23 protein-coding genes are annotated in these 23,270 nt (G+C 65.8%); 13 read left to right on the top strand and 10 right to left on the bottom strand.

The genetic code is table 11. From position 1 onward, the window contains the following. Positions 1-233: 233 nt before the first annotated feature. Together DFR45_RS10065 and DFR45_RS10060 are read right to left on the bottom strand one after the other, a co-directional pair. Positions 234-1,211, bottom strand: a complete 978-nt coding sequence (locus tag DFR45_RS10065) for an AEC family transporter (RefSeq protein ID WP_114483599.1) — start codon at positions 1,209-1,211, stop codon at positions 234-236. Between the two features lie 43 nt (positions 1,212-1,254). After that, the gene (locus tag DFR45_RS10060) at positions 1,255-2,520 is read right to left on the bottom strand and encodes an ABC transporter substrate-binding protein (protein WP_114483598.1); all 1,266 of its coding nucleotides are present in this window, start codon (positions 2,518-2,520) and stop codon (positions 1,255-1,257) included. Positions 2,521-2,746: 226 nt separating this feature from the next. Here DFR45_RS10060 and DFR45_RS10055 point away from each other — a divergent pair, with 226 nt between their 5' ends. Then, positions 2,747-4,072, top strand: a complete 1,326-nt coding sequence (locus DFR45_RS10055; protein ID WP_114483597.1) for an Nramp family divalent metal transporter — start codon at positions 2,747-2,749, stop codon at positions 4,070-4,072. A 65-nt stretch (positions 4,073-4,137) separates the two neighbouring features. On the opposite strand, the gene DFR45_RS10050 is transcribed toward DFR45_RS10055, so the two are convergent. The 4 genes from DFR45_RS10050 to DFR45_RS10035 all read right to left on the bottom strand — a co-directional run bounded on the left by DFR45_RS10050 (position 4,138) and on the right by DFR45_RS10035 (position 8,129). Beyond that, complete coding sequence (locus tag DFR45_RS10050; RefSeq protein ID WP_114483596.1) at positions 4,138-5,232, bottom strand: NADH:flavin oxidoreductase/NADH oxidase; 1,095 nt, start codon at positions 5,230-5,232, stop codon at positions 4,138-4,140. A gap of 61 nt (positions 5,233-5,293) precedes the next feature. Next, positions 5,294-6,610, bottom strand: coding sequence for a sensor histidine kinase (locus tag DFR45_RS10045; RefSeq protein WP_114483595.1), 1,317 nt, complete (start codon positions 6,608-6,610; stop codon positions 5,294-5,296). A gap of 27 nt (positions 6,611-6,637) precedes the next feature. After that, positions 6,638-7,348, bottom strand: a complete 711-nt coding sequence (locus DFR45_RS10040; RefSeq protein WP_114483594.1) for a response regulator transcription factor — start codon at positions 7,346-7,348, stop codon at positions 6,638-6,640. A gap of 220 nt (positions 7,349-7,568) precedes the next feature. Beyond that, entirely contained in the window at positions 7,569-8,129 is a 561-nt protein-coding gene (locus DFR45_RS10035; RefSeq protein ID WP_114483593.1) for a DUF4148 domain-containing protein, read from the bottom strand. Positions 8,130-8,516: 387 nt separating this feature from the next. Here DFR45_RS10035 and DFR45_RS10030 point away from each other — a divergent pair, with 387 nt between their 5' ends. The 3 genes from DFR45_RS10030 (at position 8,517) to gph (ending at position 11,100) form a co-directional block, all read left to right on the top strand. Continuing rightward, entirely contained in the window at positions 8,517-9,431 is a 915-nt protein-coding gene (locus tag DFR45_RS10030) for a LysR family transcriptional regulator (RefSeq protein WP_114483592.1), read from the top strand. A gap of 215 nt (positions 9,432-9,646) precedes the next feature. Beyond that, the gene (gene rpe / locus DFR45_RS10025) at positions 9,647-10,384 is read left to right on the top strand and encodes a ribulose-phosphate 3-epimerase (protein WP_114483591.1); all 738 of its coding nucleotides are present in this window, start codon (positions 9,647-9,649) and stop codon (positions 10,382-10,384) included. Continuing rightward, on the top strand, positions 10,381-11,100 hold the full coding sequence (gene gph / locus DFR45_RS10020; protein WP_114483590.1) for a phosphoglycolate phosphatase: 720 nt from the start codon (positions 10,381-10,383) through the stop codon (positions 11,098-11,100). Before rpe ends, gph begins: the two co-directional genes overlap by 4 nt. 33 nt (positions 11,101-11,133) lie before the next feature. On the opposite strand, the gene DFR45_RS10015 is transcribed toward gph, so the two are convergent. Both DFR45_RS10015 and DFR45_RS10010 read right to left on the bottom strand, forming a co-directional pair. Then, positions 11,134-11,472: a DUF1840 domain-containing protein gene (locus DFR45_RS10015; protein WP_114483589.1), complete on the bottom strand. Its 339-nt coding sequence runs from the start codon at positions 11,470-11,472 to the stop codon at positions 11,134-11,136. A gap of 4 nt (positions 11,473-11,476) precedes the next feature. Next, entirely contained in the window at positions 11,477-12,781 is a 1,305-nt protein-coding gene (locus DFR45_RS10010) for a class I SAM-dependent methyltransferase (RefSeq protein ID WP_174564677.1), read from the bottom strand. Positions 12,782-13,044: 263 nt separating this feature from the next. Between DFR45_RS10010 and DFR45_RS10005 the strand changes: the two genes are divergently transcribed. The 4 genes from DFR45_RS10005 to purH all read left to right on the top strand — a co-directional run bounded on the left by DFR45_RS10005 (position 13,045) and on the right by purH (position 16,787). Further along, positions 13,045-13,743 carry a nitroreductase gene (locus tag DFR45_RS10005; protein WP_114483587.1) on the top strand — a complete coding sequence of 233 codons (699 nt, stop codon included), beginning with the start codon at positions 13,045-13,047 and terminating at the stop codon, positions 13,741-13,743. Positions 13,744-13,823: 80 nt separating this feature from the next. Beyond that, positions 13,824-14,879 (top strand): tRNA dihydrouridine synthase DusB, encoded by a 1,056-nt coding sequence (gene dusB / locus DFR45_RS10000; RefSeq protein ID WP_114483645.1) that lies wholly within the window; start codon positions 13,824-13,826, stop codon positions 14,877-14,879. Further along, a complete protein-coding gene (locus DFR45_RS09995) occupies positions 14,876-15,112 on the top strand; it encodes a Fis family transcriptional regulator (protein WP_114483586.1) in 237 nt (78 codons plus the stop codon). The genes dusB and DFR45_RS09995 overlap by 4 nt, the downstream gene beginning before the upstream one ends. A gap of 70 nt (positions 15,113-15,182) precedes the next feature. Further along, entirely contained in the window at positions 15,183-16,787 is a 1,605-nt protein-coding gene (gene purH / locus DFR45_RS09990) for a bifunctional phosphoribosylaminoimidazolecarboxamide formyltransferase/IMP cyclohydrolase (protein WP_174564680.1), read from the top strand. A 100-nt stretch (positions 16,788-16,887) separates the two neighbouring features. Here purH and hemL read toward each other — a convergent pair whose 3' ends face one another. Further along, positions 16,888-18,219, bottom strand: a complete 1,332-nt coding sequence (gene hemL, locus DFR45_RS09985; protein ID WP_114483584.1) for a glutamate-1-semialdehyde 2,1-aminomutase — start codon at positions 18,217-18,219, stop codon at positions 16,888-16,890. Continuing rightward, a complete protein-coding gene (gene thiD / locus DFR45_RS09980; protein WP_114483583.1) occupies positions 18,203-19,159 on the bottom strand; it encodes a bifunctional hydroxymethylpyrimidine kinase/phosphomethylpyrimidine kinase in 957 nt (318 codons plus the stop codon). The genes hemL and thiD overlap by 17 nt, the downstream gene beginning before the upstream one ends. 224 nt (positions 19,160-19,383) lie before the next feature. On the opposite strand from thiD, the gene DFR45_RS09975 reads away from it, so the two are divergent. Genes DFR45_RS09975 through DFR45_RS09955 form a run of 5 tightly spaced genes read left to right on the top strand, consistent with a single transcriptional unit; the run spans position 19,384 to position 23,233 of the window. Beyond that, positions 19,384-19,554 (top strand): rubredoxin, encoded by a 171-nt coding sequence (locus DFR45_RS09975; protein WP_114483582.1) that lies wholly within the window; start codon positions 19,384-19,386, stop codon positions 19,552-19,554. Between the two features lie 46 nt (positions 19,555-19,600). Further along, on the top strand, positions 19,601-20,002 hold the full coding sequence (locus DFR45_RS09970; RefSeq protein WP_114483581.1) for a response regulator: 402 nt from the start codon (positions 19,601-19,603) through the stop codon (positions 20,000-20,002). Then, a complete protein-coding gene (locus DFR45_RS09965; RefSeq protein ID WP_114483580.1) occupies positions 20,002-20,367 on the top strand; it encodes a response regulator in 366 nt (121 codons plus the stop codon). Before DFR45_RS09970 ends, DFR45_RS09965 begins: the two co-directional genes overlap by 1 nt. A 13-nt stretch (positions 20,368-20,380) precedes the next feature. Next, positions 20,381-20,908 carry a chemotaxis protein CheW gene (locus tag DFR45_RS09960; RefSeq protein ID WP_114483579.1) on the top strand — a complete coding sequence of 176 codons (528 nt, stop codon included), beginning with the start codon at positions 20,381-20,383 and terminating at the stop codon, positions 20,906-20,908. A 21-nt stretch (positions 20,909-20,929) separates the two neighbouring features. After that, complete coding sequence (locus DFR45_RS09955; RefSeq protein WP_114483578.1) at positions 20,930-23,233, top strand: methyl-accepting chemotaxis protein; 2,304 nt, start codon at positions 20,930-20,932, stop codon at positions 23,231-23,233. Positions 23,234-23,270: the final 37 nt, after the last annotated feature.

The following is a 23,270-nucleotide window of genomic DNA, read 5'->3' as shown; positions in this document are numbered from 1 at the left end:
TGAACCACCATTTTTTATAGTCTTTTTGGCCTTTTGCGCTGGTGCAGCAAGCGCTCATAGCTTCTAAAGAAATAGCAAAGCAGCCATGCGCATCAGGGCGCTAGTGCAGTGTTTGATGCTTGATGCGACCAATAAAACCGATGGATTTTTGGTCTGGGCAAGGCGCAAACCGCAGCGATACCGGGCGGTATCGCGAGGATTTGCAACGCGGCTCAGGCCGAAAAGACGCGGTTTTATGTTGCAGATAGCGTCGAACGCTGCACTAGCCAGGCCACGGCGGCGGAAAAGCTCAGGAAGGCCAGCGCCGTCGAAACCAGGATCACATGCGCCACGCGCCCCGTGTGTGCGCCGAAGCGCTCGGCGAGCAACGACACATTGCTTGCGCTCGGCAGCGCCGCGACGAGCACCAGCGCGAGCAGCGTCTGTGGCGTGAGCGGCGCGCCCAAGGCCTGCGCCACGTGGCCCACGATCCAGACCAGCAGCGGGTGCACGAACAACTTGGCCAGGGCCAGCGGCACATAGGAGAGCGGACGCACATGCTCGTGCGGATGGATTTGCGCGCGCGCCAGCACCGCACCTATGCTGAACAAGGCCACGGGCGACGCGGCGTCGGCCAGCATGGCCACGGTCTGCTCCAGCGGCTGCGGCAGCTGCCACTGCAGCGCCGAGGCCAGCGCGCCGAGCGCGATCGCCCAGGGCATGGGGTTCGCCGCCATGCCGCGCAAGGCCTGGCGCAGCGCCACGGCGGCGCCGTGCGTGCCGTGCGCGCCCAGGCGCGACAGCGCAATGCACAACGAGGTGGTGCACACCATATCCACCAGCATGCTCAAGATCACCGGCCCGGCCGCCTGCGCGCCCAGCAGGGCCACGAGCAGCGGCACCCCCATGAAGCCCGAGTTCGGCATGGCCGCCACGAGCGCGCCGAAGGCAGCGTCGTTCCAGCTGCTGTGCAGCGCGCGCAGCCCCCACACCGCGCCCGCTACCAGCGGCAGCGCACACAGCAGGTACACGCCGCCCGCGACCGGGTCCAGCAGCTGCCCGATGGGCGTGCGCGCGCCAAAGCGGTACAGCATGCACGGCAGCGCAAAAAACAGCACGAAGGCGTTGAGCCCGGGGATCGCCGCGAGCGGCAGCAGCCCACGCCGCGTGGCCATAAAGCCGCACAGCACGAGCGCAAAAAAAGGGAAGGTGATGCGCAGGATGGACAGCACGGGCAGCGAAGGTGAGGCGCCAGGGGTAAGCGCGCGATACCGCTTACTTGCGCTGCACGAACAGGTTGCGCTTGTAGTCCTCGGGATAGGCGAAGGTGATGGCGCCGTTTTTCACCGTGGCGATCACGAGCATGCTGCGCGTGAAGGCGACCTTGTCGTCGGGCGTGAACGGCTTCTCATAGGTGGCGACCACGCCATAGTAGGTCTTGAGCTTGCCTTCCAGCGCCTCCTTGATGGCTGGGCCGCTCAGTTGCCCGTCGCGGATGCTCAGCAGGGCGTACATCGCAAGATAAGTGGCGTCATAGCCATTTGCAGCAGCCATGGGGACGGCCAGCTTTCCGTATTTGCGGGTGTAGTTTGCAAGAAAAGCCGCGCGGCGTTCGTTGCTCGGCTCGGCGATGAAGGTTTGCACCAGCAGGGTGCCTTCGGCCGCGTCCTTGGCGCCATCAAGAAAATAAGGGAAAGACAATGTCCAAGGCCCGACTTGCGGCACCTTCCAGCCCAGCGCTTTTTTGCCGTTCGCCACCACCGCGTTTTCCGGTCCCACCGTGTAGGTGAAAACCACGTTGGCGCCTGCCGCGCGCGCGGCCTCGAGTTCGGCGGTGAGGCTTTTCACGCCGGTCGGAAAGCGCGCCACGTACACGGGTTTGAGCCCTTTGGCAGCCAGCGCAGCGGTCACATCCTTCAAGCCGCCCTCGCCGTACCCTGTGGTGTCGGCAAAGATGGCGACCTTGGTCCAGCCGCGCTTGACGATGTCGTCGACCATGAACGGCGCCTGCAGTGCGTCAGGCGCCTGCATGTGGAAGATGTAGCTCTCGCGCGGCGGATAGGTGCCTGCGATCGCCGTTCCGGTGGCGCAGGGCACGATGAGCGGCGTCTTGTTGTTTTGAAACAGGTCGATCGAGCGCAGCGCCACGCCGGTGTTGCAAAAGCCGATGACGAGCGGGACTTTTTCGCTCAAAAGCTCCTGCGCGAGCTTACGGCCACGCGCGGGGTCTGCCGTGTCGTCCTTGACGACCAGCTCCAATGGCCGCCCGAGGTAGCCGCCCACGGCGTTGATCTCTTCGACCGCGAGACGGATGCCATTGAGCATGGGCACGCCAAAATCGGACGACGGCCCCGTGAACGGCCCGATGACACCGATACGCACCGGCGTAGGCGCAGCGCCCTGCGCATGGCCGGGCGACGGCAGCCACAGCGCCACAAGTACGAACAGGGCACAAAGCCAGTGCAGCCCGTGCCAGCCAAGGCGTGCGCCGCGGGAAGTGCACGCAAAATCGCGCGCAACGAAGTGCAAGACGTTTTTCATCGCAAGGACTCGCAAGGGTGGAACTGTGCAGGAATAGTGACACGACTTATGCAAATCGGGCTCAGGCAAGGCGCTCGCCCCATGGCAAAACACTCTGCTGCATCCTTGTTTGCGTAAGTAGAGAGTAGCGCCATTTTCCAGTGTGGCCGGCTGGATGGCAACAAGCTATCAGCCCTATAGCTTTGATCCCAGTCTTTACAAGGTGCGGGCTTCTTATACTTTGGCAATGTTTCAGCTCCCGCGCACTGCCACCGCACCGTTTTGCCCCTCCGAGGTCAAGGGCAGCATCGCCGTTGCGCCCGACCTGCCGCTCGCGCAAAAGCTGCTGCGCTACGCCGGGCCGGGGCTGCTCGTGTCGGTAGGCTACATGGACCCGGGCAACTGGGCCACCGACATCGAGGCGGGCTCACGCTTTGGCTACGGGCTGCTGTTCGTGGTGCTGCTGTCCAGCCTTGCGGCGATGGTGCTGCAGACCTTGTGCGTGCGCCTCGGGCTCGTGACGCAGAAAGACCTTGCGCAGCTGTGCCGCGACCGTTACCCACGCAGCGTGGGCGCGCTGCTGTGGCTGGGCGCCGAGCTCGCCATCATCGCCTGCGACCTGGCTGAGGTGCTGGGCAGTGCGCTGGCGCTGCACCTGTTGTTCGGCCTGTCCTTGCCCACGGGCATTCTCGTGACGGCACTCGACACGGTGTTGGTGCTCGGCCTGCAGGGCGCGGGGTTTCGGCGCGTGGAGGCCATCGTGCTCGGCCTGGTGGCGACGATCGCGGTGTGCTTTGCGCTTGAACTCGCGCTCGCGCCGCCGCAGTGGGGCGGACCTGCAGGCGTGTGGGCGGGCTTTGTGCCCAGCCTGCAGCGCCTGCAGGAGCCCGGCGCGCTGTACCTGGCGATTGGCATCGTCGGCGCCACCGTGATGCCGCACAACCTGTACCTGCACTCGTCCGTCGTGCAGACGCGCCGCTACGCGCCCACGGCGGCAGGCCGGCGCGACGCCGTGCGCTTTGCGAGCCTGGACACCCTGGTTTCGCTGTCGCTCGCGCTGCTCGTCAACGCGGCCATCCTGACGCTCGCGGCAAGCACCTTTCACCGCAGCGGCCACCACGACGTGGCCGACATTGCCGATGCCTACCGCCTGCTCGAACCCATCGTGGGCGGCACGCTCGCGGCGCTGCTCTTCGGCCTGGCGCTGCTCGCGGCCGGGCAGAGCTCCACCTTCACCGGAACGGTGGCCGGACAGGTCATCATGGAGGGCTTTTTGCACCTCAAGATTCCGTGCTGGCAGCGGCGCCTGATCACGCGTTTGCTGGCGCTGGTGCCGGCGTACCTGGGCGTGCGCTGGCTCGGCGACGCCGGGGTGGGGCAGATGCTGGTGCTGAGCCAGGTGGTGCTGAGCTTTCAGCTGCCTTTTGCGATGTGGCCGCTGATCCGCTTCACGAGCGACCGCGCGCTGATGGGCGAATTCGCGAGCGGCCCGTGGCGGCGCCTGCTGGCCTGGAGCCTGTTTGGCCTCATCAGCGCGGCCAACATGTGGCTGGTGCTGCAGGTTTTGTCCTGAAAAAGCCGGACGAACTCTCAAAAAGAGAGCATCTAGCGCCCGAGGGACGGGCGTTTAGCTGTTTTTCACTTGAGGAACAAGTCCTTCACCCCGTGCGGCTGGGCGCGCCAGTATTGCGGCGGCGCCTGCACGCGCGCGCCGAGCGCAGCGGCCGCGTGCCAGGGCCAGTGCGGGTCGTAGAGAATGCCGCGCGCGATGCCGATGAGGTCGGCCTGGCCGCTCGCAAGAATGGTCTCGGCCTGCTGCGCCTCGGTGATCAGGCCCACGGCGATCGTGGGCGCGCCCGTGGCCGCACGCACCTGCTGCGCGAGCGCCACCTGGTAGCCCGGCCCGACCGGGATTTGCTGCTGCGGCGCCAGCCCCGCGCTCGACACATGCACGTAGGCGCTGCCGCGCGCGTGCAGCCGGCGCGCGAGCTCGATGCTCTGCGCCACGTCCCAGCCGCCTTCGACCCAATCGGTGGCCGAGATGCGCACGCCCACGGGGAAGTCCGGCGCCACGGCCGCACGCACTGCGTCGAACACGCGCAGCAGCAGACGCATGCGGTTTTCGAGCGCACCGCCGTAGGCGTCGCTGCGCTGGTTGGACAGCGGCGAGAGGAACTCATGCAGCAGATAGCCGTGCGCGGCGTGCAGTTCGATCAAGTCCAGCCCCAGGCGCTCAGCGCGCCGCGCGGCCTGCGCGAACGCCGCCACCACGCGCTCGATGCCGGCCTCGTCGAGCGCCTGCGGCGCCGCGTCCTGCGGATCGAAAGGCAGCGGCGACGGCGCCACCACCTGCCAGCCGCCCTGTTGCGGCGTGAGCGTGCGCCCGCCCTCCCACGGCGCCGCGGTCGAAGCCTTGCGCCCCGCGTGCGCGAGCTGAATGCCTATGGGCATGCGTGCATAAGCGCGCGCCGCCTGCAACGCGCGGCCGAGCGCGGCCTCGTTCGCGTCCGACCACAGCCCGATGTCGCGCGGCGAAATGCGCCCCACGGGCTCGACGGCCGTGGCCTCGATGATGAACAGCCCGGCGCCCGACAAGGCCATGCGGCCGAAGTGCATGACATGCCAGTCGCTGGCGTTGCCGTCCTCGGCCGAGTATTGGCACATGGGCGCGATGACGATGCGGTTGGGCAGCGTCAGCCGGCCCAGCTGGTAGGGGGAGAAAAGCAGGCTCATGATGGGTTTGCAAAAAGGAAGGGGTGAAAAATGCCCATGCCGTGCAAGGCGTGGCGCGCTGTCATTGTGCCGTGGGCGCCCGCGCTGCACCTGCGTGGGCCGGCGCTGCAGATGCCTGGCGCGCCGGCTGCTGCAGCGGCAGGCGCAGCACGAAGCAGGCGCCGCCGCCGGGGTTGGCCTCACAGTGCACGCTGCCGTGGTGGCGGCGCGCGATCGAGCGCACCAGCGCCAGGCCCAGGCCCACGCCGCCCGCGCGCTCGCTCGCGCCCGGCAGGCGGTAAAAGGGCTCGAAGATGCGCTCGCGCAAGTCCTCGGGCACGCCGGGGCCACGGTCAAACACGCGCAGCTCGGCCATGGCGCCCTGGCGCTGCACGCTCACGGTGATCTCGCCCTGGCTGTAGCGGCGTGCGTTTTCGAGCAGGTTGCGCAGCGCGCGGCGCAGCAGCTTGGCCACGCCCTCGACTTCGAGCGCCGCGGCTTCGGTGTGCAGCTCGGCACCCACACGTGCGCATTCCTCGGCGGCCAGGCCGACCAGATCGACGTGCTCGAAAGTACCCACGTCGGCCTCGCGCGCGTCCAGGCGGCTCGCGAGCAGGATTTCATCGACGAGCTGGTCGAGCTCGGCGATGTTGCGCAAAATTTCAGCGCGAAACGCAGGCGCCGGCTGCTCGCCAGCCATGAGCTCCAGCCCCATGCGGATGCGCGTGAGCGGCGAGCGCAGCTCGTGCGAGGCGTTGGCGAGCAGCGACTTGTGCGACTGCACCAGCGCCTCGATGCGCGCCGCCGCGGCGTTGAACTGGCGCGACAGGTCGGCCACCTCGTCGCGCCCCTGCACCGGCGCGCGCACGGCCAGGTCGCCGTCGCCAAAGCGCTTCATGCTGCGCTGCAGCACCTCGAGCCGCTGCAACAGCCGCCGCACGATGGGGAACATGCCCAGCGCCACGGCCAGCCCCACGATCCCCAGCATCCACACGAAGCCAAACGGCGGGCGCAGCCAAAAAGCACCGGGCGGCGGCGCGTGCCCGGGGCCGCGGTCGGGGCGTGGCGCCAGCTCGAGGCGGTAGGTGCGGCCGTCTTCGGCTTCGATGCGCAGCTCCAGCTTTTCTCCGGGCGGTGCGGGCACGCGCGTGGCCAGGCCCGCGAGCACGGGCCGGCCTTGTGCGTCGAGCAGGCGCAGCGCGCGTCCCGGCGGTTGCACCGGCGCGCCGCTTTGCTCGGCGGCCAGGCGCTCGGCCGCCCAATGCTCGGCGGCGATGTGCCAGGCCAGGCCCACCACCAGCGTGAGCACCACCACGGCCGCGACCACCGCGAGCCACAGGCGCAGATAGAGGCGGCGCGAGAACGGACTGGGGAAGGGGCCAGAAAAGAGCACGGGCATGGACGCAATGGCCAAGACGCTGCGGACTCAATCCTGCTGGCGCGCAAACACGTAGCCCACGCCGCGCACCGTGAGGATGCGGCGCGGGTTTTTGGGGTCGGCCTCGATCGCGGCGCGGATGCGCCCCATGTGCACGTCGATCGAACGGTCGAAGGCCTCGAGCTCGCGCCCGCGCACGGCCTCCATGATCTGGTCGCGCGTGAGCACGCGCCCCGCGCGCTCGGCCAGCGCCACGAGCAGGTCGAACTGGTACGAAGTCAGCTCGGCCGGCTTGCCGCCCACGGTGACGCTGCGCGCATCGCGGTCGATTTCGAGCGAACCAAAACGCAGCACCTGCGCCGCGGGCGCACTGCCCGGCGTGCGCCGGCGCAGCACGGCGCGGATGCGCGCGAGCAGCTCGCGCGGCTCGAAGGGCTTGGGCAGGTAGTCGTCGGCGCCGATCTCGAGGCCGATCACGCGATCCATCGGGTCGCCTTTGGCCGTGAGCATGAGGATGGGTACCTGCGCCGCCGCGCCGGGCAGCGCGCGGATGCGGCGGCAGACCTCGAGCCCGTCGATGTCGGGCAGCATCAGGTCCAAAATCACCAGGTCGGCGTTGAAACCGGGCTCCTGCAGCTGCGCCAGGCCGCTCGCGCCGTCGGCGCAGTGCAGCACCTGCATGCCCGACTGACCCAGGTATTCACCGACCATCTGCGCGAGGCGCGCATCGTCTTCGATCATCAGCAGTTGGGAACTCATGGCGTAGCAGTGTAGAGCGGTCTTTCGCGATGATCGCACCGCTGGCGTGCGCCTCTTTGAAGCAGGCGTAAAGCGGGGGTAAATGGGGCCGGGGTTTGGTGAAGTCCGGCTTTGCCCTGGTGCTGCCAAAGCCCCCAAACGCAGCGAAGGGCCCCCAGTGCTGGGAGCCCTTCGGGCTGTGCGGCACAAACCGTGGTTTGCGCTGCGGGGACAGGAAAGATTACAGGCCCTTGGGGGCTTGGCTGTCTTTGCCTGCGTCCGTCACTGCGGTGCCCTCGGCACTTGCGCCAGATTGGGCCAGCGCTTGCTCGGCACGTTGGTAGCGCACGGGATCGAGCTCGCGCAGCGTCTTGTTGCCGTCGAGGCCGGTCACAATTTCACCCTTTTGCTGGGCTTCGATCAGCTCGGCACGGACCTGAGCGCGCGTCTTGCCCTCGGTGGCTTGCTGGTTTGCATAACGCACGGGCTCGAGCTCGTTGAGCTTCTTGTTGCCGTCCAGGCCCGTGGGGACGTCGCCGGTGCGTTGGGCTTCGACGAGTTCTGCACGCACCTGGGCGCGTGTGGCGCTGCTTGCTGCGGGTTGTGCAGCCTGGGCATAACGCACGGGTTCGAGCTCATTGAGCTTCTTGTTGCCGTCGAGGCCCGTCACGATATTGCCCGTGCGTTGGGCTTCGATCAGGTCGGCGATCACTTGATCGCGCGTCAGCTGGGCGAAAGCCGAAGAGCCAGCGAGCAAACCCGTAGCGAGCACCAGGGTGGTGAGGCGAATTTTCTTGTTCATGATGCAATCCTTTCAAAGCGGTTGGCTGTGGTAACGCCGGTGGGCGATGGCCCCTGCTTGCCGGCATCGGTGCATCGACTCATGGGTTGCGATGCATCAACGCCCCGAATATTAGGGAAAACCCTAGGCTTTCAAAACCAGGCAAGCCGCAATTCAGTATTGCGTCATTTGCAATAATGACTTTTTATCCGAACATTTGTTCAACCCAGATTGTTCATTAGGACGCGGGATGGTGGCGAGGCGGCTGGCGCGGCAGTTTGGTCGCGGGTGAGAAGTCCATGGCCAGTGCCATGGACGCCGAAGCCGCGGCCAAAATGACCGGCAGACGTCCGCCAACGCCCGCGTAGGTGCGCAGCACCGCCTAATGGACAATCTGGGTTCAACCAAATGGACAGACTTTCAGAGATGCAGGTGTTCCAGCGCGTCGCCGACGAGGGCAGTTTTGCCGCGGCAGCGCGGGCGCTCGAGATGTCGCCGGCCGCGGTGACACGCGCCGTGGCGGATCTGGAACAGCACCTGGGCGCACGGCTGTTGCAGCGCACCACGCGCAAGCTCGCGCTCACCGACGCGGGCGAGGCGTATCTGCGGCGCGTGCGCAGCATCCTGCAGGAAATCGAGGACGCCGAGGCTGCAGTGAGCGCGAGCGCGCGAACCCTGCAAGGCATGGTGCGGGTGCAGGCCTCGCCGCTGCTGGCCTCGTACTTCCTGGCCGTGCACATCGCACAATGGCACCAGCAGTACCCCAAAGTGGCGCTGGAGATCGTCGTCGAACCGTTCCCGCACCTGCACGTGGAAGAGTTCGACGTGACCTTCATGACCGTCGAGGAGGGATTCGACGCCAACGTGGTCGCGCGGCCCCTCGCGACGACCGAGTTCATCGTCTGCGCCGCGCCCGCGTACCTGGCGCGCGCGGGCACGCCGCAACAGCCGCAAGACCTCGCGCACCACGACTACCTCAAATTCCTGCGCCAGCAGGGTGGCGGCACGAGCCGGCGCTACCTGCCGCTGCGCCGCGCCGACGGCACGGGCGAGCCCGTGCACGTAGAGATGCCCGTGGTGCTGCAATCGGTGAGCTTCGAGGTGCTGTACCGCGCAGCGCTGCATGGTGCGGGCGTGGCGGTGCTGTCGCACCTGCTCGTCGCGCCTGATCTGCAAAGCGGCGCGCTCGTGCGCCTGCTGCCCGCGTGGATCTTCGGCCGCTCGACCATCTACGCCGCCGTGCCCTCGCGCAAGCTGATGCCGGCGCGCGTGCGCGCGTTTCTGGACTTCATCAGCAGCTTTCTACCCGGGCGCCATGCCTGACGAGCGTCCCAAGGAGCCTGTCGGACTTTGGGCGTCGAAAGCGAGAAGGTGCCACAGCGAGGCCAGTTTTTGCCGGATTCGCCGCCCCATAGTGGTGCTATGGGGCAAGAACCCGGTAAAAAATGGGCCGCTGCGGCGCTTTCGCAGCCGACGATTCCAAAGTCCGACAGGCTCCTAGACCGTCGGTCGATCTTCCCGGCTGCGACAATCGCGCCATGAGCACGACCTACCGCATCGCCCCCTCCATCCTCTCTGCCGACTTCGCCCATCTGGGCGAGGAATTGCGCCAGGTCATCGCCGCCGGCGCGGACTGGATCCACTTCGACGTGATGGACAACCATTACGTGCCCAACCTCACCTTCGGCCCCATGGTCTGCCAGGCGCTCAAGCCGCACGCGCGCACCGCGGCGGGCGCGCCCGTGCCCATTGACGTGCACCTGATGGTGGAGCCCGTCGATGCGCTGGCTGCGGCCTTTGCCGAGGCCGGCGCCGACTATGTCAGCTTCCACCCCGACGCCTCGCGCCACGTGCACCGCAGCATCCAGGCGATCCGCGCGCGCGGCATCAAGCCCGGGCTGGTGTTCAACCCCGCCACGCCGCTCGACGTGCTCGACTGGGTGATCGAAGACATAGACCTGATCCTCATCATGAGCGTGAACCCCGGCTTTGGCGGGCAGAGCTTCATCGACTCGGCGCTGCGCAAGATCGAGGCCGCGCGCCGGCGCATAGACGCCTGCGGCAAGGACATCCGCCTCGAAGTGGATGGCGGCATCAAGGCCGACAACATTCGCCGCGTGGCCGACGCGGGCGCGGACACCTTCGTCGCGGGCAGCGCCATCTTCGGCCAGCCCGACTACCGCGCCGTGATCGCGGCCATGCGCGCGCAGCTCGCACAAGCGCCGTCTACTGCCGCGCCCGCTACCGCCACCTCCGCCACCCCGCGCGCCGCATGATCGCGATCCCGCTCGAGCGCGCCGCCTGGGACGCGGCCATCATCGACCTCGACGGCACGCTCGTCGATACGCTGGGCGACTTCAGCGTCGCGCTCGACCGCATGCTGCACGACCTGGGCCTGCCGCCCATCGCGCCCGCCTGCGTCGCGACCATGATAGGCAAAGGCTCCGAACACCTGCTGCGTTCGGTGCTCAAACACGTGTTGACGCAGACAGGACAAGCGCAAGCAGCTCCTGAAATCGATGCAACCGTGGAGGCGCTGTACGCGCGCGCCTGGCCCAGCTACCAGCGCCACTACGCGGCCATCAACGGCCAGCACGCGCAGCTCTACCCCGGCGCGCTGCAAGGCGTGCAGGCGCTGCACGGCGCGGGCCTGCGCCTGGCGTGCCTCACGAACAAGCCGCTGGCCTTCGCGCGCACGCTGCTCGCGGCCAAAGGGCTGGCGCCGTACTTTGCGCAGGTGTTCGGCGGCGACAGCTTTGCCGCCAGAAAGCCCGACCCGCTGCCACTGCGCAAGACCTGCGAAGCGCTGGGCAGCGCGCCCGCGCGCACGCTCGTGGTGGGCGACTCGAGCAACGACGCCCAGGCCGCGCGCGCCGCAGGCTGCCCCGTGGTGCTCGTGACCTACGGCTACAACCACGGCCAGCCCGCGCGCAGCGTGCCGGCCGACGGCTACATAGACTCGCTCGCCGAGCTGCTGCCGCGCTCTGCGTAATCGAGGTTTCGCAAACCCCAGGCGACCCGAAGCTCACACGCTCCAGGTCACCTCGCGCCCTTCTGCAGCACTGCGGCGCAGCATGTCGATGAGCGGCGCCACGCGCTGGCGCAAGCGTATGGGTTCTTCGGCGGGCTCGGTTTGCTCGCCGGGGGATTCGCCGTGCTCTTGGGCCGCTTGTTTTTGCGCTGCGATGAGGGCTTCTTCAGCGGCTACCGCCGCTTCGAGCGCGGCGATCGCGCGCGGGATTTCTTCGACGGTCAGGATGCCGGGCACGCCCGGCTCTTTTCCGATGATCTGCAGCACGCGCCGCGCGTGCGGCTCCAGCATGATCAGATCGGCCGTGGCCCGCGACTTGAAGCGATACAACATAGCGTCAGTCCGTTTGCGTGGTTGGCGTGGAAGCGGGGCGCGCCGCGTACATATAGTCGCGCGTAAACGGGTACTCGGACTGCGCACCGCGCAGGCTGCCCGTTTCCATGCGACCGTCGGGATGCGCCGCGAGCATTTGGTAGAGCGCCGTCCAGCCGCGCTCGAAACCCAAGGCGCAACCGGCGAGGTAAAGGCGGTAGGCGCGCAGGATTTTTTCCGCGCGTTCGACGCCGTGCTTGCCTGCAAGCACCGTGCGCGCTTTGGGCAACTGCGCTTCGAGGCCGTCCGACCAGGCCCAGAGCGTGCGCGCATAGTGCGGACGCAGGTTTTCGGTATCGACCATCTCGAGGCCGGCGAGGGCCATGTGGCGCAACACTGCGCTGACGTGCATCAGCTCGCCGCCAGGGAAGATGTAGCGTTCGATGAATTCGCCCATGCCGTCGCTGAGTTCGGAGTTCTCGACCCCGCCGGCCGTGATGCCGTGGTTCAGCAGCAGGCCGCCGGGGCGCAGCAGGCGACGCACGGTGTCGAAGTATTGCGTCATGTGCAGCCGGCCGACGTGCTCGAACATGCCCACCGAAGCCACCGCATCGAAAGGCTGCGCCACTTGCAGTTCGCGATAGTCACGCAGCTCCATGCGCACGCGCCCCTGCAATCCGAGCGCAGCGATGCGCTGCTGCACGTAGGCATGCTGGTTGTGCGAGAGCGTGATGCCGGTCGCATCGACACCATAGTGTTCTGCCGCCCAGAGCAGCAGCCCGCCCCAACCCGCGCCGATGTCCAGAAAACGCTCGCCCGGGCGCAAACGCAGCTTGCGGCAGATGTGGTCGAGCTTGGCTTCTTGCGCCTGCGCAAGCGTCATGTCGGGCGTGCGAAAGTAGGCGCACGAATACACGCGCCGCGGGTCGAGCCAGAGCGCGTAGAAGTCGTCCGAAACGTCGTAATGGAACTGAATGTTGCGCGCATCCCCCGCCAGGGTGTGTGCCGTGCGCGAGCGCAACCAGCCGAGCAGCCGCCGCCATGCGCTGGGCTTGCCTTGGATGGGGCTGTGCGGCAGCAATCCGGCTGCCGCGGCCATGAGGTCACGCATCGTGCCGTCGACTTCGACCTGGCCCTCGACGATGGCCATACCCACGTAGCCGATCTGACCCGTGGCCAGCGCCAGCGCGGCTTTGCGCTCACGCACGCGCAACACGACGGCCGCTGCTGCGGGCGGTGCCCCGAGTTTTTTCCCGCCGGGCAGCTCGACCGCCACCGCCACGGGCAGGGCAGCGAGCCGCGCCGCCAACGCATCAGAAGGAGCATTCATGCGCTGCATTCTTGCCGCACGCCTGGGTCGCGTCAACCACGCACCCGGCTTGGCCGAACGGGCGACTCGGCTACGGCTGGCGTGTCACGCGTGCGTGCGCGGGAGCCGCTATGATCCCGCACCCTTACCAACGTTTGTTCGCTGGACTTACGCCATCAAGGATGCAGCAAAGTGTCGTGCCATGCAGCGAGCGCCTTGCCTGACCCCGCTGTGCGTAAGTCGTGGTTAGGATTCTTTTTTGTTGGAGTGCGATCGCAGCTGCCATGACCGCCCCTGCCGAAACCCCTTTGCCCCCGGCCTATCAGACGCTGCTTCAGTTGTTGCAAACCCGCTACAGCTGTCGCGCGTTTTTGCCGCAGCCGCTGCCGCGCAGCACCATAGAGCGCATCCTCGAGGCCGCGCAGCGCACGGCCTCGTGGTGCAACGCGCAGCCCTGGCAGCTGACCATCGTGAGCGGCGACGCACTCGAGCGCCTGCGCACGGCGCTGCTCGCGCATGTCGCCCAGGCCCCGCCCGCGCCCGATCTGCCCTGGCCGAGCGAATACCGCGGCGTGTATTTGCAACGCCGGCGCGAGTGTGGCTGGGGTCTGTACCAGGCGCTCGGTATCGCCAAGGACGACCGCGCGGCCTCGCAGCGCCAGGCGGCACAAAACTACACCATGTTTGGCGCCCCGCACGTGGCCATCGTCACGAGCGATGCGGCGCTCGGCGTCTATGGTGCGGTCGATTGCGGCGCCTACGTGGCCAATTTCATGCTCGCGGCGCACAGTCTGGGCGTGGGCTCGATCGCCCAAGCCGCACTCGCGGCTTATCCGCAGGTGTTGCGCGCAGAGCTCGACATCGGCACCGACCGAACCATCGTGTGTGGCATTTCTTTCGGGTTGGCCGATGCGCAGCATCCGGCCAACCGCTTCCGCACGAACCGCGCGCCGTTCTCAGACTGTGTGGTCTGGCGCGATTGAGCTGCCAGGCAGGAAAAGCCGGGCAGTAGAATCGCGCCTCTTTTTTGGGCACGGGATGTTTGCCCTTGCGCGCGAAGACCATGCAGATCGGCCCTTATACGCTTCCCAACCGTTTGTTCGTCGCCCCCATGGCGGGGGTGACGGATAGGCCTTTTCGGCAGCTGTGCCGCCACTTCGGCGCGGGCTACGCAGTGAGCGAGATGGTGACTTCGCGGCGCGATCTGTGGAACAGCCTCAAGACCTCGCGCCGCGCCGACCATACGGGCGAACCGGGGCCGATCGCGGTGCAGATCGCGGGCACCGACGCGGCCATGATGGCCGATGCGGCGCGCTACAACATCGAGCGCGGCGCGCAGATCATCGACATCAACATGGGCTGCCCGGCCAAGAAGGTGTGCAACAAGTGGGCCGGCAGCGCGCTCATGCGCGACGAGCCGCTGGCGCTCGCGATCATCGAGGCCGTGGTCGCCGCCTGCGCACCGCTGGGCGTGCCCGTGACGCTCAAGATGCGCACCGGCTGGTCGGCCGCGCAGCGCAACGCCGTGGCGCTCGCGCGCGCGGCCGAGAGCGCCGGCGTGCAGATGCTCACCGTGCACGGCCGCACGCGCGAGCAGGGCTACAGCGGCGCAGCCGAATACGACACCATCGCCGCCGTGAAGGCCGCCGTGCGCATCCCCGTGGTGGCCAACGGCGACATAGACTCGCCCGCCAAAGCGCGCGCCGTGCTCGCCCACACCGGCGCCGACGCGCTCATGATCGGCCGCGCGGCGCAGGGCCGGCCCTGGATTTTTCGCGAGATCGGCCACTACCTGGCCACGGGCGAGCCGCTCGCGCCGCCGCTCGTGGCCGAGCTGCGCACGCTGCTGCTCGCGCACCTGCAAGACCATTACCAGCTCTACGGCGAGCACACCGGTGTGCGCAGCGCGCGCAAGCACATCGTCTGGTACACGCGCACCCTGCCCGGCGGCGCAGCTTTGCGCCAGGTCATCCACAGCGCGCAGGACTGCGCCACGCAGTGGCAGGCCGTGGCAGACTATCTGGACGCATTGGCCGCGCGCATGGACCGGCTGCCCGCGCCCGGCGATGCCTACCCAAACCATACCAACATAGCTACAACAGAGGGACTGGCGGCATGAGCACACCATCGATTGCCGATTGCGTGCGGGAAAACCTGCAAAACTACCTGCGCGACCTCGACGGCGAGACCCCGCACGGCATGTACGACATGCTGATGCGCGTGGTCGAAAAACCGCTGCTCGAAGTGGTCATGGAGCACACCGGCCACAACCAGTCGCGCGCCGCCGAGTGGCTGGGGCTCAACCGCAACACGCTGCGCAAAAAACTCATGGAGCACCAGTTGCTCCGCTGACTATCGTATTAATAGCTGCCTGCGCTTGATACATCTGCGCTAGAGGCCGATTTCACTCCAAAAACTGCACCTGCCCATGAACGCCCTGATCTCCGTTTCCGATAAAACCGGCATCGTCGAATTCGCCCGCGCGCTGCACGCGCTGGGCGTGCGCCTGCTGTCCACCGGCGGCACCGCCAAGCTGCTGGCCGACCAAGGCCTGCCCGTGACCGAGGTGGCCGAAGTCACGCAATTCCCCGAAATGCTCGACGGCCGCGTCAAGACCCTGCACCCCAAGGTGCACGGTGGCCTGCTCGCGCGCCGCGACCTGCCCGCGCACATGGCCGCTTTGAAGGAACACGGCATAGACACCATTGACCTGCTCGTGGTCAACCTCTACCCGTTTGAAGCCACGGTGGCCAAAGCCGGCTGTACGCTCGCCGACGCGATCGAAAACATCGACATCGGCGGCCCCGCGATGGTGCGCAGCGCCGCGAAGAACTGGCAAGACGTGGGCGTGGTCACCGCGGCCGACCAGTACGCGGGTGTGCTCGCAGAGCTGCAGGCGCAGGGCAGGCTCTCGGACCAGCTGCGCTTTGCCCTTGCGGTGGCGGCGTTCAACCGCATCAGCCAGTACGACGGCGCGATCAGCGACTACCTGTCGAGCGTGCAGTTCGAGCCCGAAAAGCTGTGCGAAACCTACGTGCCCGCACGCAAGCTGTTCCCCGACCAGGCGAACAGCCAGTTCGTCAAAATCCAGGACCTGCGCTACGGCGAAAACGCACACCAGCAGGCCGCCTGGTACCGCGACCTGCACCCCGCGCCCGGCTCCATCGTCACGGGCCGGCAGCTGCAGGGCAAGGAGCTGAGCTACAACAACATCGCCGACGCCGACGCCGCCTGGGAATGCGTCAAGAGCTTCGCGCAGCCCGCGTGCGTGATCGTCAAGCACGCCAACCCCTGCGGCGTGGCCGTGGGCAAGGACGCCCACGAGGCCTACGCCAAAGCCTTCCAGACCGACCCGACGAGCGCCTTTGGCGGCATCATCGCCTTCAACCGCACGGTGGACAAGGCCGCGGCGCAGGCCGTGGTCCAGCAGTTCGTCGAGGTGCTGATGGCGCCCGACTTCACGCCCGAGGCGCTCGAAATCTTCCGCCCTAAGGTCAACGTGCGCCTGATGCAGATCGCCCTGCCGCCGGGCGGCAGCACCCCGTGGGAGCAGGGCCGCAACGCCATCGACTCCAAGCGCGTGGGCTCGGGCATCCTGCTGCAGACCGCCGACAACCACGAGCTGCAGCTCGCCGACCTCAAGGTCGTCACGCAAAAGCAGCCCACGCCCGCGCAGCTGCAAGACCTGCTGTTCGCCTGGACCGTGGCCAAGTACGTCAAGAGCAACGCCATCGTCTTTTGCAAGGACGGCATGACCATGGGCGTGGGCGCGGGGCAGATGAGCCGGCTCGACTCGGCGCGCATCGCCAGCATCAAGGCCCAGGCCGCGGGCCTGAGCCTGCAGGGCACGGCGGTCGCGAGCGATGCGTTCTTCCCGTTCCGCGACGGGCTCGACGTGGTCGTCGATGCGGGTGCGAGCTGCGTAATCCAGCCCGGCGGCTCCATGCGCGACCAGGAAGTGATAGACGCCGCAAACGAGCGCGGCGTGGCCATGGTGTTCACGGGCGTGCGGCATTTCCGGCATTGAGCCGCAGCGCTGTGCCGGCGCAAGCCGGCCCCGGTGGTATCGATGGATTTAGGGCGTTTTTGGCACTTTGCGCCCGCCCATCAAGCGCCACCAGCTATCGTTAGCGAAGCGATGCAAAAACCGCCTCGGCCGCCGCGAGGGTCTGCGCAATGTCATCCTCGCTGTGCGCCGCGCTCACGAAGCCGGCCTCATATAGCGCCGGAGCGATATACACGCCACGATCGAGCAGGCCGTGGAACAGCCGGTTGAAGCGTGCGCCGTCGCTGTGCATGACTTGCTGGTAGTTTTGCGGCAATTCGGGCAGCAGGAAAAAGCCGAACATGCCGCCTTCGCAGTCGGCGGCAAAGGGCACGCCGTGGCGGGCGGCGGCGGCCTCAAGGCCCTCGACCAGGCTGCGCGTGCGCTGCGCGAGCGCATCATAAAAGCCGGGCTTGGCGATTTCGCGCAGCGTGGCGAGGCCGCAGGCCGTAGCCACGGGGTTGCCGCTGAGCGTGCCGGCCTGGTACACCGGCCCTAGCGGCGCGAGCTGCTCCATGACCGCGCGCTTGCCGCCAAAGGCCGCGAGCGGCATGCCACCGCCGATCACCTTGCCCAGCACCGTGAGGTCGGGCGCAAAGCCGGGGATGGCCTGCGCGTACAGGCTTTGCGCGCCGCCGAGCGCAACGCGAAAGCCGGTCATCACCTCGTCGATGATGAGCAAAGCGCCGTACTGCGTGCACAGCTCGCGGCAGCGGCGCATGAAGGGGATGCTCGCGCGCACGAAGTTCATGTTGCCCGCGATGGGCTCCAGGATCACGCAGGCCAGTTCCTTGCCATGCTCGGCAAACGCCTGCTCGAGCTGTGCCACGTCGTTGTAGGGCAGCACCAGCGTGTGCTGTACCACCTCGGGCGGCACGCCGGCGCTCGTGGGGTTGCCGAAGGTGGCCAGGCCCGAGCCCGCCTTGACCAGCAGCGCGTCGGCATGGCCGTGGTAGCAGCCTTCGAACTTGAGGATCTTGCTGCGCCCGGTGGCGCCGCGCGCCAGGCGCAGCGCGCTCATGCCCGCCTCGGTGCCGGAGCTGACCAAGCGCAGCATTTCCATCGAGGGCAGGTGCGCGAGGATTTCCTCGGCGAGCTCGATCTCGCGCTCGGTCGGCGCGCCGAAACTGAAGCCGTCGCGCGCGGCCTTTTGCACGGCCTCGAGCACCGCAGGGTGACCATGGCCCAGGATCATCGGGCCCCAGGAGCCGATGTAGTCGATGTAGCGCTGGCCGTTGGCGTCCCAAAAGTAGGGCCCTTGTGCGCGCGCGACGAAGCGCGGCGTGCCGCCCACGGCCCGAAACGCGCGCACGGGCGAATTGACGCCGCCGGGGATCACGCGCTGGGCGCGGGCGAACAGGCTGGCGTTGCGGTCAGCGCCCGCAGCATCGATGGAATCAGTGTTTGGTGTCATGAGGAGGGATGACGAAGCCTTCGAAGCTCGCGCTTTCTTCAGTGAATGTCTCGACGCCGTTTTCGTCCGCGGTTTCTTCCGTTTGGGCCCAGAACATGCGGTCGGGGATGACATGGCCCATACCCGGTCTGAAACCTGCAGCCAGACAGCGGTCGAGATAGGCAAGCGCCTCGCTCGTGGCTTCGAGCAGGTCGCTGCCCGATGCTATCAAGGCCGTCAGCGTGGCCGCAAGCGTGTCGCCCGCGCCGCTGAACGTCACGTCGAAGAGCTCGAATTTCTGCCGGCTCAACACAGTGTCGGGCGTGGCAAGCACATTCTCGACGAACTGCTCGGGCAGGGGTATGCCCGTGACCAGCGTGTAGGGCACGCCCAGCTCACCGGCAGCGCGAGCAATGTCGCGCGCCGAAGGATTGCGCTCGCCGTCCCAATCGGGCAACAGCCAGCGCCACAGCGTGCTGTAGTTGCCCACGAGCACCGAGGTCTGCGGCAGCAGCAGCTCACGGAAGGCGTCGAGATAAGGGTCGATCTGCGCCTCGCGCAACCACGACAAGTCGGGCATGTAGGCGATCACGGGAACGCCGTCATAGTCTGCCGTGATTTCGGCGATGGTGCCCAGGGTCGCGGGGCTGCCAACGAAACCCACTTTGATGGCTTGCACACTCAGGTCTTCGAGCATGGCGCGCGCCTGCTCCGCGACGGCCTCGTCGTCGAGACTGTAGTGGTCGAATATTTCAGAGGTGTCGCGCACGTAGGTGCCCGTGGCGATGGGCAGCAGGTGCACCCCCACACTCGCGCTCGCGGTGATGTCGGCCGCCAAGCCGCCTGCACCGCTGGGGTCGCTGGCGTTGAAAGCCAGCACGCAAGGCAAAAGCGCCTCGTCGCTTGCGCTGTTCGCGGCTTGCGACAGGTCGGACGTGAAAGCAGGAGAAGATGGCGTCATAGAACCGTCGCACAACGAAGGAGTCTGAAACTATAGCCAGAAAACCGGCAGGCCCAGAGGATCGCGTCGATAAAATCCTCGGGCTGTGGCGTTGCCTTCTTGCAAATCGCAGGCACAGCTGCCTCCACCGGCATAGTTGCACTCTACACTCCCACTGATGGTTGGTGGCATCCAATGGTTGGCGGCATCCAATCATTGGACTCTCATGAGGTCTTCAGCACGTGATGGAATCAAAAAAGTGGATGTGTTTGACTTGCGGTTGGATTTATGACGAAGCCAAAGGTTCACCTGAACACGGCATCGCCCCCCATACGCCCTGGGAGCAGGTCCCCATGAACTGGACTTGTCCGGAATGTGGTGCGCGCAAGGAGGATTTCGAAATGGTGCAGTTATAAGATCCAGCCATTTCCCACTGTTTGCATTTTTCAGGAGTGGCAGCAATTGACTACCAAGCAACCCCCTACCTTCAAGGTGCTGGTGGTGGATGACAGCAACACCATTCGCCGTAGCGCCGAGATTTTTCTCAAGCAAGGTGGGCATGAAGTTTTGCTCGCGGAAGATGGTTTCGACGCTTTGGCCAAGGTCAATGACTACCACCCCGATTTGATTTTTTGCGACATCCTGATGCCGCGGCTGGACGGCTATCAGACCGTGGCCATCATCAAGCGCAACCCCCGTTTTGCTGACACGCCAGTGGTCATGCTTTCCTCCAAAGACGGCGTGTTCGACAAGGCGCGCGGGCGCATGGTGGGATGCCAGGAATATCTGACCAAACCATTCACCAAAGACCAGTTGCTGCAGGCGGTGCAGCGGTTTGTCCATTCACCTCAAGGAGCGATGTAATGCCCATCCACAAAGTGCTGGTGGTCGATGACTCGAAAACCGAACTGCTGTTTTTAAGTGATCTGCTGCAAAAACAAGGCTTGCAGGTACGCACAGCAGAAAATGGAGAGGAGGCCTTGCGTTGTCTGGCCCAGGAAAAGCCTGACCTGATTCTCATGGATGTGGTAATGCCAGGGCAAAACGGCTTTCAGCTTACACGCATGATTGCGCGCGACCCCAACTATGCAGACGTGCCCATCATCATGTGCACCAGTAAAAACCAGGAAACCGATCGGGTGTGGGGAATGCGTCAAGGAGCGCGCGACTACATCACCAAACCAGTGGACCCGGCGGAATTGCGGGCCAAAATCAACGCCCTGGGCTGAAGCGGCGTATCCCATGAGCAAGCGTGAAGTGCTGCGCGAATTGCAGGCCCGCCTGGCCGACCGATTGGAGGCGGCCAAGGCGCAAGGCACGTTCGTGTCGTCCTGGCTGGCCGTCGAATGTGCTGGGCGGTTTTATCTCTTGCCTTTGGGGCAGGCAGGCGAAATATTCCCTTGGGTGGCTGTGCAGCAGGTGCCTTATACCTGCGACTGGTTTCTCGGCGTCGCTAATTTGCGCGGTAGCGTGGTCGGGGTCGTCGATCTGGCGCGGTTCTTGGGAGCGGTGCCGGCTCGCACCGAGCAGAATTTTTCCGAGGCGAGTTTGCTGGCTCTGAATGCCGCACTCGAAGTGAACGCAGCACTCCTGGTGGATCGTTTGCTGGGGTTGCGCAGCCCGCAGGCGTTCGTCGCGGCCGATACTCCCGCGCAAGATGCGCCGCCTTTTTTCGGCACCACTTACGTCGATGCCCAAGGCACACGCTGGCAGGAGCTTGATTTGCAACGTTTGTCCCAGACGCCGGCTTTTTTGAGCATCAATGCTTGAACCCTTTCAATAAGGTTGACCATGTCCATCATCGATCGATTGAGGAGACCATTTCAACGCAAGTCCCAGCGGCCGGCAGCGCAGCAACATGCTGCCGGGCAGGACGAGCCGCAGGTCGATCCCATTGCAACCCCCTCTCCAGACACAACGGCAACGCTCGACTCCTACCAAGCCGACACCATGCACAGCATCCAAGGTGATCCTGGTGGCAGTCTGCAAGAAGGAAACCACGAGACGGCACAACAAGCACAAGAGGCTTTGATTGCGCTGCCAATCCTCGGGCGGGCTACGGCTGCCCGCCATCAACGGCGCCTGCTTGCCTTGTTGGCCATTGGCGTCGTGCTGCTCGCACTGATTGCCGGTTGGGTGCTTCAGCAGGCGCATCGCTCTGCCCGACAAATCGAGGTAACGGGTCAGGCTTTGATGCAGTCGCAACGGCTTGCGAAGTCCGTGACGCAGGCACTCGTGGGTACCCCCCAGGCATTTAGCGAAATCGCGGAAAGCTCGGAAATTTTGGTGCGCAATGTGCGTGCATTGACCCGTGGGGACAAAGACCTCGACGATGTGCCAGCGCTCAGCGATGCATTCAAACCCGAGCTCGAGGCCATCAACCCCCTGGTCGATCGCGCGCAACGCAATGCCAAGGTGATTCTGGGGCAACGCAAGGTACTCACCCAGGTTGCAGACGCATTGCGCGCCATCGACCGTCAATCGTCCGACCTGCTCGAATTGGCAGAAACCATTTCCTCGCTCAAACTGCAAGAAGGTGCGCCAGCGCCAGAAATTGCCGCGGCGGGCCGGCTCGTGATGCTGACACAGCGCATAGGCAAATCCTCCAGCGATTTTCTGACGCTGCAGGGCGTGAGTCCCGAAGCCATTTTTCTTCTGGGCAAGGATCTGAATTCGTTCAAGGAAATCGCCCAGGGCCTGCTCGACGGCAACCCCCAGTTGCGCTTGAACCCGACCCGAGATCCCCAGACGCGCGAGCAGTTGCAAATGCTTTTGCAGCGCTACGAACAGACGCGCACCCAAGCAGGCGCCATTTTGGGTAATTTGCAGGGACTCATGGCGGCCCGCCAAGCACAAACTGCTATCGTTTCAGATAGCGAGCCTTTACGCCGCCACCTCGAAGCGCTGCAGTCCAAACTCTCTGCCGAATCGGGGCTGGGGATTTGGCAGATCACCATTTTGGTGTTGGCGGTTTTGTTCGTGCTCGTCTGCAGTTTCGGCATCGCACGCGTGCAACTGCTCGAAAGCCGTTTGCGCCAGGCCGCAGCCGAGCGAATGCAGCAAGAAGCCTTGCGCCAGGAGAGCGAGGCCAAGCGCATCAACGATGCCAATCAGGCAGCCATTTTGCGGCTGATGAACGAACTGCAGGCCGTGGCCGAAGGTGACTTGACCCAAGAGGCCACGGTGACCGAGGACATTACGGGCGCCATTGCCGATTCGGTGAACTACACCGTGGAGGAACTGCGTCAGCTGGTCGGAAACGTGCAGAACATGGCGATGCGTGTGGCGCAAACCACGGCGCAGGTGGACGCCACCTCGACGGAGTTGCTTGCAGCGTCCACCGAGCAGTTGCGCGAGATCCGCGAAACGGGACGCGCGATTCTGGACATGGCGGGGCGCATCAACGCGGTGTCCAGCCAAGCGCAGGAATCCGCCACCGTGGCGCGCCAATCGTTGCAGGCGGCAGAATCCGGCTTGCAGGCCGTGCAAAATGCCATCGGCGGCATGAACGCGATCCGCGATCAAATTCAAGAGACATCCAAGCGCATCAAGCGCCTGGGCGAATCCTCCCAGGAAATCGGCGAAATCACCGAATTGATTTCCGACATTACCGAGCAGACGAATGTGCTGGCACTCAACGCAGCCATCCAGGCAGCTTCGGCCGGTGAGGCGGGGCGAGGATTTTCCGTGGTGGCCGAAGAGGTGCAGCGCCTGGCCGAACGCTCGGCCGATGCGACGCGGCAAATCGCCGCGCTGGTCAAAGCCATCCAAACCGACACGCAGGATGCCGTGGCCGCCATGGAACGATCAACGCAGGGGGTGGTGGAGGGTGCCCGACTTTCTGATAGTGCCGGAGCTGCATTGGCCGAGATCGACCGCGTGACGCGCCGGCTCGCCGAACTGATCGAGCAAATCTCCTCATCCACCTCCCGCGAGGCGGTCATGGCGAACGAGGCCGCGGACAGCATTCAGCATATTTTCGCCGTAACCGAACAAACAGGCGAGGGCACGCGTGCCACGGCGCAGCAGGTGCGCGAGCTTGCGCAGTTGGCGCAAGAGCTGCGTCAGTCCGTGGCCCGTTTCAAGATTGCCTGACACTTCCATTCTTCAAGCAGGCTTCAAGCAGCCGGGA

The sequence above is a fragment of the Extensimonas vulgaris genome (assembly GCF_003337425.1).
Classification (GTDB): Bacteria; Pseudomonadota; Gammaproteobacteria; order Burkholderiales; family Burkholderiaceae_C; genus Extensimonas; species Extensimonas vulgaris.
This window is presented reverse-complemented; position numbering and strand designations above follow the sequence as displayed.